This is a genomic window from Algoriphagus sp. (assembly GCF_024305035.1).
GTDB lineage: Bacteria > Bacteroidota > Bacteroidia > Cytophagales > Cyclobacteriaceae > Algoriphagus.
On sequence record NZ_JAMWZB010000003.1, the window covers coordinates 123197 to 139684 of the forward strand.

17 protein-coding genes are annotated in these 16488 nt (G+C 43.5%); 15 read left to right on the forward strand and 2 right to left on the reverse strand.

The annotated features are described in order from the left end of the window. Positions 1-40: 40 nt before the first annotated feature. Positions 41-466, reverse strand: coding sequence for a response regulator (locus tag Q0L00_RS02370; protein ID WP_297335260.1), 426 nt, complete (start codon positions 464-466; stop codon positions 41-43). A 496-nt stretch (positions 467-962) separates the two neighbouring features. On the opposite strand from Q0L00_RS02370, the gene Q0L00_RS02375 reads away from it, so the two are divergent. The 7 genes from Q0L00_RS02375 (at position 963) to Q0L00_RS02405 (ending at position 6434) form a co-directional block, all read left to right on the forward strand. Next, positions 963-1799, forward strand: a complete 837-nt coding sequence (locus Q0L00_RS02375) for an alpha/beta hydrolase (protein ID WP_297335261.1) — start codon at positions 963-965, stop codon at positions 1797-1799. A 218-nt stretch (positions 1800-2017) separates the two neighbouring features. Next, positions 2018-2713 (forward strand): ferritin-like domain-containing protein, encoded by a 696-nt coding sequence (locus Q0L00_RS02380; RefSeq protein WP_297335262.1) that lies wholly within the window; start codon positions 2018-2020, stop codon positions 2711-2713. Positions 2714-2737: 24 nt separating this feature from the next. Continuing rightward, positions 2738-3556 (forward strand): ferritin-like domain-containing protein, encoded by an 819-nt coding sequence (locus tag Q0L00_RS02385; protein WP_297335263.1) that lies wholly within the window; start codon positions 2738-2740, stop codon positions 3554-3556. A 192-nt stretch (positions 3557-3748) separates the two neighbouring features. Next, complete coding sequence (locus Q0L00_RS02390) at positions 3749-4597, forward strand: ABC transporter ATP-binding protein (RefSeq protein WP_297335264.1); 849 nt, start codon at positions 3749-3751, stop codon at positions 4595-4597. Next, positions 4594-5439, forward strand: coding sequence for a hypothetical protein (locus Q0L00_RS02395; protein WP_297335265.1), 846 nt, complete (start codon positions 4594-4596; stop codon positions 5437-5439). Before Q0L00_RS02390 ends, Q0L00_RS02395 begins: the two co-directional genes overlap by 4 nt. 1 nt (position 5440) lies before the next feature. Beyond that, positions 5441-5827: a GntR family transcriptional regulator gene (locus Q0L00_RS02400; protein WP_297335266.1), complete on the forward strand. Its 387-nt coding sequence runs from the start codon at positions 5441-5443 to the stop codon at positions 5825-5827. Next, the gene (locus Q0L00_RS02405) at positions 5811-6434 is read left to right on the forward strand and encodes a hypothetical protein (RefSeq protein WP_297335267.1); all 624 of its coding nucleotides are present in this window, start codon (positions 5811-5813) and stop codon (positions 6432-6434) included. Before Q0L00_RS02400 ends, Q0L00_RS02405 begins: the two co-directional genes overlap by 17 nt. Positions 6435-6505: 71 nt before the next feature. Here Q0L00_RS02405 and dinB read toward each other — a convergent pair whose 3' ends face one another. Next, entirely contained in the window at positions 6506-7696 is a 1191-nt protein-coding gene (gene dinB, locus Q0L00_RS02410; RefSeq protein WP_297335268.1) for a DNA polymerase IV, read from the reverse strand. A gap of 218 nt (positions 7697-7914) precedes the next feature. On the opposite strand from dinB, the gene Q0L00_RS02415 reads away from it, so the two are divergent. The 8 genes from Q0L00_RS02415 (at position 7915) to Q0L00_RS02450 (ending at position 16482) form a co-directional block, all read left to right on the forward strand. Further along, a complete protein-coding gene (locus Q0L00_RS02415; RefSeq protein WP_297335344.1) occupies positions 7915-8613 on the forward strand; it encodes a LexA family transcriptional regulator in 699 nt (232 codons plus the stop codon). A gap of 97 nt (positions 8614-8710) precedes the next feature. Continuing rightward, positions 8711-11368: a PQQ-dependent sugar dehydrogenase gene (locus Q0L00_RS02420; RefSeq protein ID WP_297335269.1), complete on the forward strand. Its 2658-nt coding sequence runs from the start codon at positions 8711-8713 to the stop codon at positions 11366-11368. A gap of 58 nt (positions 11369-11426) precedes the next feature. Next, on the forward strand, positions 11427-12035 hold the full coding sequence (locus Q0L00_RS02425; RefSeq protein WP_297335270.1) for a class I SAM-dependent methyltransferase: 609 nt from the start codon (positions 11427-11429) through the stop codon (positions 12033-12035). A 69-nt stretch (positions 12036-12104) separates the two neighbouring features. Beyond that, a complete protein-coding gene (locus Q0L00_RS02430) occupies positions 12105-12467 on the forward strand; it encodes a DUF2116 family Zn-ribbon domain-containing protein (protein ID WP_297335271.1) in 363 nt (120 codons plus the stop codon). A 24-nt stretch (positions 12468-12491) separates the two neighbouring features. Continuing rightward, positions 12492-12911 (forward strand): VOC family protein, encoded by a 420-nt coding sequence (locus Q0L00_RS02435; protein ID WP_297335272.1) that lies wholly within the window; start codon positions 12492-12494, stop codon positions 12909-12911. Then, positions 12911-13195 carry a GNAT family N-acetyltransferase gene (locus Q0L00_RS02440; RefSeq protein WP_297335273.1) on the forward strand — a complete coding sequence of 95 codons (285 nt, stop codon included), beginning with the start codon at positions 12911-12913 and terminating at the stop codon, positions 13193-13195. Before Q0L00_RS02435 ends, Q0L00_RS02440 begins: the two co-directional genes overlap by 1 nt. 446 nt (positions 13196-13641) lie before the next feature. Continuing rightward, complete coding sequence (locus Q0L00_RS02445; protein WP_297335274.1) at positions 13642-14919, forward strand: amidohydrolase family protein; 1278 nt, start codon at positions 13642-13644, stop codon at positions 14917-14919. Positions 14920-14973: 54 nt separating this feature from the next. Beyond that, complete coding sequence (locus Q0L00_RS02450; RefSeq protein WP_297335275.1) at positions 14974-16482, forward strand: carboxypeptidase; 1509 nt, start codon at positions 14974-14976, stop codon at positions 16480-16482. The last annotated feature ends 6 nt before the right edge of the window (positions 16483-16488 follow it).

The following is a 16488-nucleotide window of genomic DNA, read 5'->3' on the forward strand; positions in this document are numbered from 1 at the left end:
GGAATTAAAAGAGCCATTTTATAGGTAGAAAAAGGCTCTTTTATTCAATAGCCAGGTTACAATAGGTTAAAATTTTAGTGTAGTCGGCCACCAAAAGAGGTTTGGAATAGTAGTTTTTTACCCCTGGGTAGGTCAGTGCGCGCTCTCGATCAGATTTGTTGATCGAGCTACTGACAATAAAGATGGTGTAATGATTTTGAATGGATTTGGGTAGATTATGGAATAAATCCAAGAATCCCCAGCCATCCAAAATAGGCATAGTCAAATCCAACAATATTACAGATTTATAAAGTCGGGTATCTTCATCCATCGGATCGCGAACATATTCGATGGCATCCAGACCATCAAAAAAAGAATGGATGGTCAAATTTGGGTCCAAGGCGGTAAAAGTTTTTTTAAGGATCATTTGAAAGGAATGATCATCCTCAATAATTAATATTTCTTTTTTGATGTTTACTAAAGGCATGTTGGGGTGAAGCTGTGGGTGTCCGTTTAAAAATTTTGTTTTGAACTATTAATTTACTAGCTAAAAATTAAAATCCAATAGCAACTATTCCGAGAAGCGAGATGGAAGGCAAGAGTTCGATCAAAAAAAGACAGGAAACCCTAAGGGGTTTCCTGCTACAATGTCGGATCAACTAAACTAGAGAAAAGCCTTACTCTCCGTATGAGCAGTAAAACAATTTTCTTGACATTGTTAGCCTACTATACCGTAGGATGAAGGGGAAGGTTCCAACAATGAGGGGATTTATGATTTTAGGGCTATTTTCGGTTCAATCGGTCTATTTTCGGGATTAATAAAAACGTTCGTTTTGGCACAAAAACCCACTTTGAACGCATTTGAGGCGGTTTTTTCAAAATCGAACAGCACTTGTTTTTGCTAGGTTTGATTCTTCATTTGGGGACTTAGCTCGGGATTAAAATATTCTTTTGTTATTTTCAGTTTCAAAGGAAGAATTGCCATGAATCATTTAGAAACAAACTATGTAAGTCCCGATGGAGTTGAACTATTCCTTCAAGCCTGGATACCTGAAAAACCCAAGGCATCTTTGCTATTGATTCACGGTTTAGGCGAGCATAGTGGACGATATGAAAAGTTGGTCTCAGGACTATCAGATCTTGGGTTGGCGGTTTTCACCTTTGATGGCCGAGGACATGGCAAGTCCGACTTACCAACTCCTAGCGCCTATTTCACCTCTTATGAGTTGTACTTAAGTGACATTCATGCGCTTTTCGGAAAAGTAAAATCGTATGTTCCCGATGTGCCTGCTTTTATTTTTGGTCACAGTATGGGAGGAGGTATGGCTGCTGCCTATGCGCTTAAATTCCGTCCACAAACAAATGGGCTGATTCTTTCTGCACCGGCAATTCAAGAGGCAGAGGGTACTTCGGCGCTGTTGATGCTGCTTTCAGGGATTTTAAACCGGATTTCACCTCGACTCAAAGCCTTGGCATTGGATACCCTGGGTGTCTCTAGAATTCCCCAAGAGGTGGAGAAATATAAAAATGATCCCTTGGTCTATCAGGATAAGATTCCAGTGAGAACCGGCTATGAGCTGCTACAGATGATGCGTTACATTCAATCCAATGCCCGAAAAGTTGATTTTCCTTTTTTGATTATGCACGGGACTGCTGATCGACTGACTAATCCGAAAGGGTCCCAGTTGCTTTTTGATCAATCTGATTCTCAAGATAAAACGATTCGATTGTTTGAGGGGGCTTATCATGAGTTGCTCAATGATTTGGATCGAAATGAGGTTTTGGATTTGATTCTGAACTGGTTGAAGGTTCGGGTGTAAAAAGCTGCTAAGGATTTCTCTTTAGGTACCGGCAAAGTGTCTTTTCTACTTTTTTTAAGGCTTGCTTTCAATGTTCATAAATGGATTTTTCTGCAACTCAATCCAAGTGGACTCTTTTGTTCGTAATTCCTTATCAATCGACCTGCTTGGTAGATGCATGCACACTTAATTTTTGATGAACGTCAGAAGCAAAATCTTGTAACCTAAACACCAAAAAAATGAAAAATGAATTGATCAAATCACCGGGACTGGTGAAAAATGCAAATCGGCGCCAATTTCTTAAAAGGGGCACACTCTCAGTAGCAGCAGCTGGGCTATTATTGGTTGGCTGTAATGATGAAGATGATCCTATCCCGATGAATCCAGGGGTGAATTTGGGTTCGGGAGATATCGGGATTTTGAACTATGCCTATGCCTTAGAGCAGTTGGAGGCGGCATTTTACGCCGCAGTTTTGGAAGGCGGATATTTTGCCAATGCCAGTGCAGAAGAGAAGACCATTATGGGTGACTTGGAAAAACACGAACGTGCCCATCGGGAATTTTTCAAGGCAGCTTTAGGGAGTAACGCAATCGAAAGTTTGGAGGTGAATTTTTCTTCCATCGACTTCAATAGTCGAAATTCAGTTTTAGCCACGGCACGAACATTTGAAGATTTGGGTGTGGCCGCTTACAATGGTGCAGGCCAGTTTCTGGAAAGTCCTGATTTCCTATTGATCGCTGGAAAGATCGTTTCTGTGGAGGCGCGTCATGCAGCAGCTATTCGAGATCTGATCAATCCGGGGTCGGCGGATTTTGCCGGCGATGATTTGATTGATAGCAATGGATTGGAACGCACTCTTTCTTTCTCCGAAGTGTTGACCGCGGCGAGTTCCTTTGTGACGACACCGATCGATTTTAGCCAGTTGCCAAGTTAATTTTCACCGAAACAAAACACAGTTATGAACTTAATTAAATTATTAGATAAAATGTGTCCGGATACTCAAAATTCGGAACAAAAAGATATGTTTTTCACCAGAAGAGAGGCATTTAGACAGTTTGGTGATTTTGGAAAGAAAGTCGCACTCGCTGCGGTACCCTTGTCCATTCTATCTGCGATTCCTCGGGTAGCTAAAGCGGATACAGAAAGCTTGATTGGGGTATTGAATTATGCGTTGACTTTGGAGCATTTGGAATATCGATACTATCAATTGGGATTGGATTCAGGAGTGATCGAAGGGGGAGATTTGGCCATTTTTACCAAAATTCGGGATCATGAATTAGCTCATGTACTATTTCTGCAGGAAGTGATTAGTAATGTATTGGGAGGTGATCCTGTAGCAGAGCCTGAGTTTGATTTTACTGCGGGAGGGAACTTCTCTCCGTTTACTGATTACCCTACATTCTTGGCGCTATCTCAAGCATTTGAGGATACTGGGGTAAGGGCATATAAAGGGCAGGCGGCTAACGTGATGGAAAGCGATGTGGTGTTGACGGCCGCTTTGTCCATACACTCTGTGGAGGCACGTCATGCTTCTATGGTAAGGAGATTACGAACCAAAAAAGGACAGGATGATATTAAGGGGTGGATTACCAATGCATCAATTGGTTCGCTTCCGGCAGCTACACAAGCCATCTATGCCGGAGAGGATAACCTGACTCATGGTGGCGTGAATGTAGCCAGTCTCACGGGGATCGATTCGGCGGCAGTGGCTGAAGGGTGGGATGAGCCCTTGAGTATGAATGAGGTTTTGGGAATTGCTTCCTTATTTCTTGCCTAAGACTAGAATAAGTTGAGTTGGAGGTTTGGGATGTCATCTTTACTGGAGGTGGCATCCTTTTTTGTTGATACTCTTGCACAGTTTGTTCCTGTGGATTTGATTTTTTCAAAAATAAGTAGCGGAAAATTTTGGATGCTAAATTTTTAATAATATGTTAGTGTCATAATACACTATGACACTAATACATCAACTATGATCCGGATAGAAAATTTACATTTTAGATATCCTAAAAAATCGCCCTTGTTTTCAGCCTTGAGCTGGGAAATTCCCACAGGGAATATCGTGGGGCTCTTGGGAAAAAATGGGGCCGGCAAGTCCAGTTTTTTGAGAGTGATTTCTGGTCTTCTTTTCCCTCAAAAGGGAGCTGTTATTGTGGAGGAGTATAGTCCTAAAGAACGTCAGCCGGAATTTTTAAAGGAGGTGTTCTTTGTTCCAGATGAATGCTACTTGCCAGCCAGTCTGACACCCTTAAATTATGAAAAAATAACAGCTCCTTTTTACCCGCGCTTTGATTCGGACCGATTTAAGAGTTTGTTGGGTTTATTTGAAGTGGGGGCCAAAATCAAGATAAAGGATTTATCTTTTGGTCAGCAGAAAAAAGTTGTTCTAGCTTTTGCCTTAAGCTCAGGTTGCTCCTTGATTTTATTGGATGAGCCGACCAATGGCTTGGATATTTCATCCAAAGCTACTTTTAGGAAAGAGTTGGTTTCTGTAATCAGAGAAGATCAGACCGTGGTGATCGGGACTCATTTGGTCAAGGACCTGGAGAATATCCTGGATCGGGTGGTGATATTGGATCAAGGTAGAATCAAGCTGGATGCGAATCTTTCAGACCTGGCTGATGGCTATTATTTCGGGATAGCGCCACAAGCTCCCCGTGAAGCTATTTTTGTGCAATCTACTACTTTGGGTGTACAATACATTGAGCCAAGAGAGTCGCAATCCCATTCTTCGGTTAATCTAGAATTGCTTTTTCAAGCGGTCATCAAGGGAAGCGATTTCCCCCTTCTTTCTTCATACTCTAATTCTTTTTCCCTATGAGCAGTCCACTATTTGAGTTGAAATTTTCCCGCATATTCTCCTTGCTGAGGTATGATTGGACGGTATACAAATGGATTTATAGCACGCTGATAGCAACGACAATTGCTATTTTGGTGATTTTATATTTGGTGGTTCTTTACGCAAATAGTGGCTACATGACCCTAGAGTCAGGGTTTGTTCAGGGGCTCTTTTTCTCTGGATTCTTTGTGCTTAGTTTGCTTTGGACGGGAAATAGCTTTTGGCCTTTACGGAATAGTCGCAGAGCAAGATCATATTTACTGCTTCCCGCCTCCAATTTGGAAAAGTATCTTTCCGAGTTTGTGATTAAAGTTTTTGGATTGGGGATAGTCTATCCCTTGGTGTTTTGGGTAGCTTCCAATATGGGTTTAGGCTTATTCCGAGCATTGGGTCCAATGACTTTACCAGGGATTCAACTGAACTATATAGGCTTTTTATCCTTCACGGAATTTTGGGTCATCAGGGATCTTGGTAGCCAATTGAATACCGTCAAAGTAATCGTAATTGGGCTACTTGCCATGATTCCTTCTTTAATGTGGGTGGGGAGTCTGATTTTTGGAAAATATAATTTACTGGGGATGCCTTTGGTTTTGTTTATTTCCTATTTGATTTTAACGGGTACATCCCTTGGACTTTCCTGGATGATGAATCCTGGCACTTTGATCAGAAATGGTCAGTCGACAGTAGAAATGCTGAAATTTGATCAACCGGAGATTTTTGCAGAAACTCCGCTATTTCTTTTGATGTGCGCCATTTGGATTTGGATGGCGGTTATTCTGTCCTATATCGTGGGCTATGTGAAACTGACCGAAAAGCAGGTATAAAATGAATTTTAGCGAACATAAAAATATCTTCCTGCAGATTCGGGATTGGATGGTCGATCAGATCCTTACCGGTAAACTATTGCCCGGAGATAAAATCCCTTCCGTGCGTGAACTTGCCGCTGATATCGAAGTCAATCGCAATACGGTCATGCGTAGCTATGCGCTAATGGAGGAGGAGGGGATTCTGGAAAACAAGCGGGGGATCGGCTTTTTCGTGTCTTTAGATGCCAAGTCAACACTTTTGAATATTCAACGCAAAGAATTCTTTACAGAAACGTTGCCCCCCATCCTTCATCAGATTCAAGTTTTACGCCTCGACTCAACAGATCTTAAATCACTACTAGCAGTTATCCATTTTAATGACAATAAACATGAAGAAGAGCAATAAATTGATTTTTGGTTACCTCGGTTTTTTGTGGGTTTCCTTGGCACTTACCCTAGTGGTGTCCTTCACTTTAACTCCTCAATTTTCCTTTGTAGACGAGGTTCGATCGAAAAAATTTCAATTATCAGAAGAGTTTTCGGCGGTGAAAATTCAAAACACGAGTTACCTGAAAATTGAACTATCAGATTCTACGTATCTGGAATACATCTCCATCCATGGAGGTGATGTAAAACCACCAAAAACAGATCCTATCAAAAACTATCGAGTCAGCAATGACACCTTGTATATCGATCAGCTGCAGCAGGGCGAAAATGGAAGTTTTGCACTGCATGTTAAAAATCTGAGTCAGATTCTGGTCTCTGATAAAAGTAGGGTTTATCTAACTGATCTGACCTTGGACTCATTGTCTTTTGAAAGCCCTGATCATGAACTGCGCCTAGCCAGTCTAGATAGCGGGACGATAGACTATCGCTCCGGCCAACTTTTTCTCAAAGGCAGTATTGGGGAGTTGACCGGAAGACTCAAAGATCAGGCATGGCTGAATATTCCCAGTAAAATCGGAAAGCTTGACATTGACAAAAGTGAAAGCGCTTCAATTTGGGTGGATTGATGGATTGTGTTCGGATGGGTGGAAGAGGTGGGAGTAGGGTTTTGTTCCATATCTTTAGACTTCCGACTTGCTTACACCTCCATCCCATTAAAGGGGTTAAATCGTCTTCTTCCTACGCCCATGGCCACGGCTCGGCAGACGGTTTTGTCACCATATTTGACATTAAGTCGGTCTAGCGCTTGGTAAAGGTTGATTTGCTCTTGGCTGTCTTCGAAAAGTTTGATCTGGTAGTTGCCATAGACCAGGCTACTAAAGCGCACGCCGATCAGACGGATGAGCATACGTCGGCTGTAGAGCTTGCGAAAGAGTTCCTTCACCACGGGCAGGATCGTATGATCCGCAGAAGTGTAGGGGATGCGCTGCTGCATGGTATGTGTCTCAAAGTCCGAATAACGAATCTTCACACTCACACAGGCGGTGAGTTGGCCTTTCTGACGAAGCTTGGAGGCGAGTTGCTCGGTCATCGCCACCAGCGTGGCTTCCAGCATTTTCACGTCAATGGTATCTTCTTCGAAGGTATTTTCGGAGGATACCGATTTGGCCTCAGAGTAGGGGATCACTGGATTTCGGTCAATGCCGTTGGCTTTCTCCCAAATCATCTTTCCGTTTTTTCCAAAGGTCGCTTCCAAGAGTTGGGAAGGCATCTGCTGGAGTGTGTGGACTTTTTTGACGCCCATGTTGTAAAGGGTTTGGGAAGTTTTTTCTCCGATCATAGGGATTTTTCGTACCGAGAGTGGAGCCAGAAATGGTTTTTCTTGTCCCTTGGGTACTTGTTTTTCGTTGTTAGGCTTGGCCTCTCCGGTAGCCACTTTGGAGACGGTTTTGTTTTCGGACAACCCCATGGAGATATTCAGTCCACTCTCTTTGATAATTCGCTGTCGGAGTTCATGGGCAAGCTTGAAGCAACCGAAAAAGCGGTCCATACCCGTCAGATCCATGTAGAATTCGTCGATGGAGGATTTCTCGAAAAGGGGGACGGATTCTTTGATGATCTCGGTGACCTCATGTGATTTTTGGCTGTATTTTTCAAAATCTCCTTTGACGATGATTGCCTCAGGACAAAGCTGCCTTGCCGTTCGCATCGGCATGGCCGAGTGTACGCCGAATTTTCGCGCCTCGTAACTGCAGGAAGCTACCACACCCCGGTCACTCGAACCTCCGATCAGGATGGGTTTCCCATCGAGCCGGCTGTCAAAAAGCCGCTCCACCGACACAAAAAACGTATCCAAATCCATATGCGCAATACTCCGCTTCCCTTCCATTGCTTTTTGTTAATTATTTTGACATTTTAATGTTTATAATTTAATCAAAAAGATTAGATTTGGAGAAGGATTATTGATGGAAGTGGCGCAAGTTGTCATGATAAAAAAGATAGGATTTCGTTAAGATGCCCTTCACCTCGCTCAGGCGATAGGTTATCTGCTCGCCGAGCTGTCTAAAAAAAATATTAAAGCCATTCACTCAAAAGTGTTACAAAATGATGTGTCTCAATTTGAATATTAAATTCCTCCGAAAACGGAAAAATCTCACCCAAGAATCCCTCGCCCAAGCATTGGGTATCTCCCGATCCAAGCTCGCGGGATATGAGTCAAACATTAATCCTCCGATCGAGACTTTGGTTAAGCTCTCCGATTACCTTGGGATATCACTTGACATTTTGCTCAAAGAAGAGCTCAGCAGCTACTCAGAATACAAGCTCCGCGAACTGCTTGAAACGGATCAGTTTTTAAGAGGGCGGAAACTTCGAATTTTGTCCACTACGGTTGATGAGCAGGGACGCGAACTCATCGAAGTGGTTTCCCAGCGGGCGAAAGCGAGTTACTTGGCAGGATTTTCCGATCCGGAGTTTATCTCAGAACTGCCTCGTTTTTCATTGCCTTTTCTCCCCATGGATAAAAAGCATCGGGTCTTCCAGGTAGACGGAGACTCTATGCTGCCGATTCCCGATGGTGCTTGGATCATTTGCGAATATGTGGATGACTGGATGGCGATCAAAGACGGGGAGCGCTACGTGATCGTCACCGAGCAGGATGGAGTCACCTTCAAAATCGCGTATAATCGCATTAAGGATCAGGAAAAATTATTGCTCTGCTCCTCCAACCCGATTTATCCCCCCTTCGAAGTAGCGATTGAGCAGCTGAGAGAAGTGTGGCGGTATCGCTTGGCGATGAGTGAATGATTTTACGGAATCGTTTCCATTCAATTCCACTATCGGTTCATGACTTTTGCTTCAGCATGTATATCTTGAAGGCTAAATAAACCTAAAACTTGCTTTCATGAATTTTGGTCGATTTTCAGGATTTTTTGTCCTGCTCGGATTGCTTTGGAATTGCTCCCCAAAAGAGGTTGATCCCTTTGCTACCATCAAACCCGACGAGACTCGCTTTACCAAAGTGACTTTGGTCGAAAAGCTCAACGAACCCATGGAGCTCGAAGTCCTCGATAACGGGGATGTGCTTTTTATTGAACGTGCTGGTAAACTTAAATTATACGAAGCCGAAACAGGGGAAACCACAGTAGTTGGCGAACTGGAAGTCTATCTGGAGCATGAGGATGGGCTTTTGGGCCTAGCTAAGGATCCTGATTTTGAAAAGAACCGCTGGATTTATCTTTATTATGCTCCTTTGGATTATTCTCCAGATGTTAACCGACTTTCCCGATTTGAATTTGTGGATAATAGGCTAGATCTCACCTCGGAGAAAGTGATCTTGGAAATCCCCGTTTTTAGAGGTTGTTGTCATTCCGGCGGTTCGATTGAGTTTGATGCCGATGGATTACTTTTTCTTTCTACCGGAGATGATACCACGCCATTTGAATCGGATAATTACAACCCAATTGATGAGCGGCAAGACCGTCCTGCCAATGTGGATGCACAAAAGACCTCGGCAAATACCAATGATCTGAGAGGAAAGATCATTCGGATCAAACCTGAAGCCGATGGATCCTACAGTATTCCTGAAGGCAATCTCTTTCCCCCAGGTACTCCCAATACCCGGCCGGAAATCTATGTGATGGGCAATCGAAACCCTTTCCGCATTTCTATCGATCAGCATACTGGCAATCTATTTTGGGGAGAAGTGGGGCCCGATGCGTCAGTGGATTCGTTAAAAAGAGGTCCCAAAGGTCATGACGAAATTAATTTGGCTCAAAATCCGGGCTTTTATGGGTGGCCTTATTTTGTGGGGAACAACAAATCGTATTGGAAATATGATTTTGATACCCAGGAGAGCTTGTTTGAATTTGATCCTGGTGCACCGGTGAATACCAGTCCCAATACCACTGGATTGGAAAAATTACCACCTGCTCAATCCGCATTGATTTGGTATCCTTACGATGAGTCGGAAGAGTTTCCCATGCTGGCTACAGGAGGTCGAAATGCCATGGCCGGGCCGGTCTATCATCGTGAGGATTTTGAGCAATCACCAGTTCGCTTTCCAGGCTATTACAATGATAAACTTTTCATCTATGACTGGATGAGAAACTGGATTTTCACTGTTTCCCTGACGGAAAATTACGAATACGATACGATGGAGCGTTTTATGCCCGCGACTGTTTTTGACAAGCCTGTGGATATGCAATTTGCTAAGGATGGGTCACTTTACGTGTTGGAGTACGGGACCTACTGGCGTGCCCAAAATGATGATTCGGGTCTTTACCGGATTGAATTTGCTCCAGGCAATCGTCAGCCGGTTGCTCGGGTCTCTGCCAATAACCGAACAGGTGCAGCACCACTGACCGTAGAGTTTTCATCCGAGGGTTCAATGGATTTTGATCCTTCCGACAGTCTTTCTTATTCTTGGGATTTTGGCGATGCCAATGCGAGCAGTCAGGATGCTAACCCCACTCACACCTTTGAGAAACCGGGTACCTACACTGTGACATTGACCGTCACAGATCTAGAAGGGGAAAAAGCAACGGCCTCGGTCGAAATTCAAGTCGGAAATGAACGCCCTCAAGTATTTATCGAGTGGGCGGGAAATAGTAGCTTCTATTTTGAAAATGAATCAGTGAATTACTCTGTGCAGGTTTTGGACCGGGAAGATGGGGAAATTGATCCAGAAAAGGTGGATTTCTCTATTGATTACATTGCGGGAGGATATGATCTCATTCAAGCAGGTCACCAGGAGGAGCAGGTTTCGGTTGGGGAAAATTTCATCACCCAAGCGGGCTGCAAGGCCTGTCATGCCATCGCCAATGAATCTGTGGGACCGACTTATGAGGAAGTTTCCGCCAAATACAAAGGTCAAACCGATGCCAAAGATTATCTAATCGGAAAGATCCGAAATGGTGGTGGTGGAGTGTGGAGCGATGAGCGCATCATGCCCGGTCATACCCATTTACCGGAAGATCAGGTAGGAGAGATGGTTGATTTTATTTTAGCGCTGAAAGATCCAGCGTATGGCAGGGAAGTTTTGCCTTTAGAAGGTGAGTTCATCGCCGATCAAAAAGAGAAACCGGAAGGTTACTATTTGATTCAGGCAAGTTATACCGATCAGGGGGCAAACCAAATTGGCTCGCTTCGAGGAAATGTCCAATTGCTGCTTCGGCATCCGGAAGTCAAGGCTGTGACCGCCGATCGCTTTGAAAACACGGCTAAAGCTAATGCGGACGGACTCAATTTTGTGAAATTTACCGAAAAAGGGTCTTGGATTGCTTTTGATCAGTTGGATTTAAAAGGAATCAAAGAATTGGAATTGATGGTGAATCCTGCTGGGATTAAAGGAGTAATTGAAATTCGTGAGGGAGGACCTAAGGGAACTTTACTTGGTCAGACCGAGGAATTGACTCAAGGCAATCGAAAAGGCTATTTTCCGGTAAAAGTGCCAGTAGAGACTAGGGGAGATTTCATGGATCTTTATTTTGTTTTGAGAACCGAATCCGGAGTTTCCATTTGGAATACCTTTAACCTGGATCGGGTGAAGTTTGTAAAATAGGATAACAGGGAACTTTCGAGTTCCCTTTTTTAGTTTTCATCCGACTAATCTAGAAATCATGAAAGCGTTTTGGGATGAGCGATACGCCGCAGTGGAATATGCATACGGGAAGGAAGCCAACTTGTTTTTGCAGGCCGAATTATCTGAATTAAGCCCTGGGAAAGCACTTTTTGCAGCAGAGGGAGAGGGGAGAAATGCCGTGTTTGCAGCCACTCTCGGATGGGATGTCACTGCTTTTGACATCAGTGAGTTTGCCAAAGGCAAAGCAGATCGATTGGCAAAAGAGAAAGGTGTGGGTCTTGATTACCGGGTGGGTACTCTGGATGAGCTGGGTTTTGAGGAAAATTCATTTGACTTATTGGTATTGATTTTTGCCCATTTTCCAGTGAGTTTCCGCGCTGAAATCCATCAAAAGTTGGTCAGCTTATTGAAGCCTGGGGGCTTGGTGATTTTGGAGGCCTTTTCTAAAAAACACATCCAATTTAATTCCAAAAATCCAAAAGCAGGAGGTCCTAAAGAGGTGAGCATGCTTTTTTCCCAAAAGGAATTGGAAGGGGATTTTAAAGGGCTGAGTCAATTGGCTTTTGAAGAGAAAGAATTGTATCTGGAGGAAGGCAACTATCATGTGGGGCAGTCTGCGGTGATTCGTTTGCTGGGGAAAAAGTAAGATTTTCGGGCTTTTTCTTGATTTTTTAAACTAATACTCTAAATTTAATTCAAACTTTTTTGTACAGCCATGGAAAGAAAACTTTGTCTCAATTGTGGAGAACCAATTCAGGGCAGGATTGATAAGAAATTCTGCGATGATCAGTGCCGCAATACTTACAATTATCAGCAGTACGCCGCTTCAACTAATCTCATTCGTCGTGTCAATCATTCCTTAAAAAAGAATCGAAATATTTTAGAGGCAATGATTCCCGAAGGCGAAGAAATGGGTAAAACGACCAAAGAGCGGCTCCTTGAAGCGGGTTTTCAGTTTAAATACCAAACACACACCTACGAAACCAAAAAGGGAAGTATTTATCACTTTTGCTACGATTATGGCTATTTGCCTTTGGATGGGGATTGGTTTTTGGTAGTAAAAGGAAAAGATGCGTAATTTAAAAGTAAACGAGCTTAATCAATGAGTAGAAAAGTCACCGGAATCGGAGGAATATTTTTTAAGGTAAAGGATCCTGATGCGACCAAAAGCTGGTATGCCCAAAATCTGGGATTAAATGTGGACCGCTACGGTACGGCATTTGAATGGAGGAGCACGGAAAATCCTGATCAAAAAGGCTTTAGTCAATGGTCTCCGATGAAGGAGGATACGAGCTATTTCGAGCCCTCGACCAAGGATTTTATGGTCAACTATCGGGTAGAGAATTTACCTAAACTCCTGGAAGAATTAAAACGGAATGGTGTTCGGATTTTGGATGAAATCCAAGAATTTGAATACGGCAAATTTGTCCATATCCTCGATCCTGACGGGCATGCAATAGAACTCTGGGAGCCCAATGATGAGGTTTACGATCAATTAACAGAAGGAAGAACAAAAAGCTAATGACAGTCATTCAACATCAGTCCGATGGAAAAAGAGGATCCTTTTTTATCGAAGAGGGGGCAAAACGATTTGCCGAAATGGTCTATGTGATGGCCGGTGCCCGAAAAATGATCATCGAACATACCGAAGTAGACCCTTCGCTGACCGGTCAGGGAATCGGTGCGGATCTATTGGAGGAGTTGGTGACTTTTGTCCGTGAAAAAGACATCAAAGTCATCCCTCTTTGCCCTTTTGCCAAGGCGATGTTTAAAAAGCGAAAAGATCTTCAGGATGTGCTTAATTGACAAATAGCCAGATTAAACAAGCCATCAGTAGAACAAAAATTAACCAAGAAAGAACATTCTTTTTTAGGTAACTTCTTTGCCTTTGTTCTTGGTGCAAATGGAAAGCAAGGGAAAGATCTTTTTTAGAGGCGTTTTTACCACTTCGTGATTTTTCCTCCATTTTCAATTGGGGTCTAACTTTCCCCAGAGAGTGATTGTCCTGAAAGGACTGCATACTTGATCTACTAAATCCCGCTCCTCCAGTCATGGATTGATTTTGTTTAAATTTCAAGATAGTAAAAAATGGGATTCAAATCAGCAATTTTGACTATGATTTTAATTTAATCGCCGTTGATTATTTTATTTAACTTAGGATAAGCCTATTCGATACTCCAAAAGTACTTGAAGATTTGATTTGCCTAAACCAATTTTTAACTATATTTCTCCTTCTAAAAATATCACCACCTATGAAGAAAATAGCGCTAGCTTCTTTAGGGTTTTTTATGACCCTTTCAGTTTTTGCCCAAAAAATCTATATCCAAGCCGGAAAACTGATTGATGTTCGGGAAATGAAAGTCCTGACCGAGCAAACAATCATTATCGAAGAAAATAAGATTTTGGAAGTTAAATCGGGCTATCATACGGGTAGCGGCGAAGACCAATTGATTGACTTGAAAAGTAAAACCGTCATGCCGGGCTTGATGGATATGCATGTTCATATTGAAGGACAGACCAGTCCGACCCGCTATGTGGATGGGTTTCGTGACAACGAAGCAGATGTGGCCTACAAAGCCTTGCCCTATGCTAAAATTACATTAATGGCCGGTTTTACTACCGTCAGAGATTTGGGTGGGTCAGGTGTAAATATCGCTTTGCGAAATGCAATCAACAATGGCTTGGTTGAAGGTCCACGCATCTATACCGCCGGAAAATCTATCGCCCCAACGGGTGGCCATGCTGATCCGACTAATGGGGTGAAGCGTGACTTGATGGGGGATCCTGGACCGGACGAGGGAGTTATCAACGGGCCATACGATGCTCGAAAGGCCGTTCGGCAAGCGGTAAAATACGGTTCTGATGTCATCAAAATCACCGCAACTGGCGGAGTGCTTTCTGTGGCACGTGATGGTTCTGCTCCACAATTCCAACAAGATGAAATCGATGCCATTGTTGAAACAGCCAAAGATTTTGGGATTCATGTCGCAGCGCATGCACATGGAGATGAAGGAATGAGAAGAGCCGTGAAAGCAGGTATTCACTCGATTGAGCACGGGACCTTGATGGAGGAGGAGACTATGGATCAAATGCGAGAAGCAGGAACTTGGTACGTTCCCACCGTCACCGCAGGGATGTCCGCTGCCGAATATGCCAAAATTCCAGGATATTATCCACCTGTGGTTCGAGACAAAGCAATGCGAATTGGTGCTCAGATTCAGGATACTTTTGGCAAGGCCTATAGAAGAGGAGTCAAAATTGCATTCGGAACTGATGCAGGTGTTTTTCCCCATGGGGAGAATTATCGTGAATTTTTGTACATGACCGAGGTAGGAATGCCTAATCTGGAAGCTATCCAATCGGCAACGCTCAATGGAGCTTTATTACTTGGGGTCGAGGATAAATTAGGAACGATCGAGCCGGGAAAATTAGCAGATATTATTGCCGTGGATGGGGATCCGTCCAAAAACATTGAAGTGATGAAGGAGGTGGTTTTTGTGATGAAAGAAGGGAAAATATACAAACAATAAGCTCCGGTCAGGTTCATCAAGGGTTAGTTATCAATACCGTAAAACAGCAAGATCATGAAGTTTAATTTGACCGTTCTATTATTCTTAATTTCTGCCGTCTCTTTCGCTCAGGAAGAAAAGGAATCTGGGAAAACCCAGGTTCCCAAAGCTGAAGTTTTCGAATCCTCCATTTCCGTCACTATTGATGGGAAAGTGACCGACTTAGAAACCAAGGCCGGTACCCTGGAACTAAACGATGAAAACAATGAGCCAATTGCGCTTTTTGGCTTCACGGCTTATTTCAAAGAAAACGGGGGCAAAGAACGTCCAATCATTTTCGCCTACAATGGGGGGCCAGGATCCTCTTCCTATTGGCTTCACATGGGAATTATGGGGCCGCGTCGAATCGTCGTCGATGACCCTAACTACAACCAAGCCGCTCCGTATGAAGTGGTCAATAATGAGTTTTCTATCCTTGATGTAGCAGATGTGGTAATGATGGACCCGGTGGGCACAGGGCTTTCTGTGCCGATCGGAAAAGCCACAGGAAAGGATTTTTGGGGAGTGGATCAGGATATTCGGACGGTGAGTTTATTTATTATGCAGTTTCTAAAAGCTCACGATCGGCTCAATTCTCCGAAATATATTTTGGGAGAAAGTTATGGTACTTTTCGAAATGCCGGAGTAATGAATTATCTGCTTAATGCGGGTTATGCACTGAATGGGGTAGTGATGGTTTCTTCCGTTTTTGATCTTAGAACGCTATTTTTTGCTCCCAATGAGGACCTTTCGTATATCGTTTATTTGCCGACTATGGCAGCTACTGCCTGGTATCACGACAAAATCTCCACTAAGCCAGCGAGCCTGGAAGAGTTTGTAGATGAGGTTAGGGATTTTACCGAGAACAGCTATGCTCCGGCACTCTTTAAAGGCAACAGAATCTCTGTTGAAGAAAAATCAGCGTTAGCCCAAGCCTTGGAGTCCTTAACCGGGGTTGAAGCTGAAATTTGGGAGCGTGCTGACTTGAAACTCAAAGCTGGGGAGTTTTTTCAGGAATTGCTCCGGGATGAAAAAAATACAGTTGGCAGACTGGATTCCAGGTATAAAGGGATGAACCTGGATCCGCTAGCCATGGATTCGTTTACCGATCCCCAAAGTGACGCGATTTCTCCTGCTTACACCATGGGATTTTTGGATTATTTTCACGGACAGTTAGGAGTTAGTAAGGATTGGAATTATGCCACCTCAGCGTACTCCAAAGAAGGTTTCGAGTGGGACTGGAAGCATCAGGGCAACAACTTCTGGGGGGCGGATGCAGCGGTTACCACTCTTCCGGACATGGCTGAGGCGATGAGCAAAGATCCCCATGTGAAAGTTTTGATTATGAATGGCTACTACGATTTAGCGACTGTTTTTTATGGGGTAGAACATAGCATTTCCCACTTAGATTTACCCCGGTCTGCACTGGATAGGATCATTATGACGTACTATGAGGCAGGGCATATGATGTATACGGATCTCCCCTCTGCTCAGAAATTCAGAGATGATCTGAAAGATTTTATAGAATCCACTTTACGGAAATAATTTTAG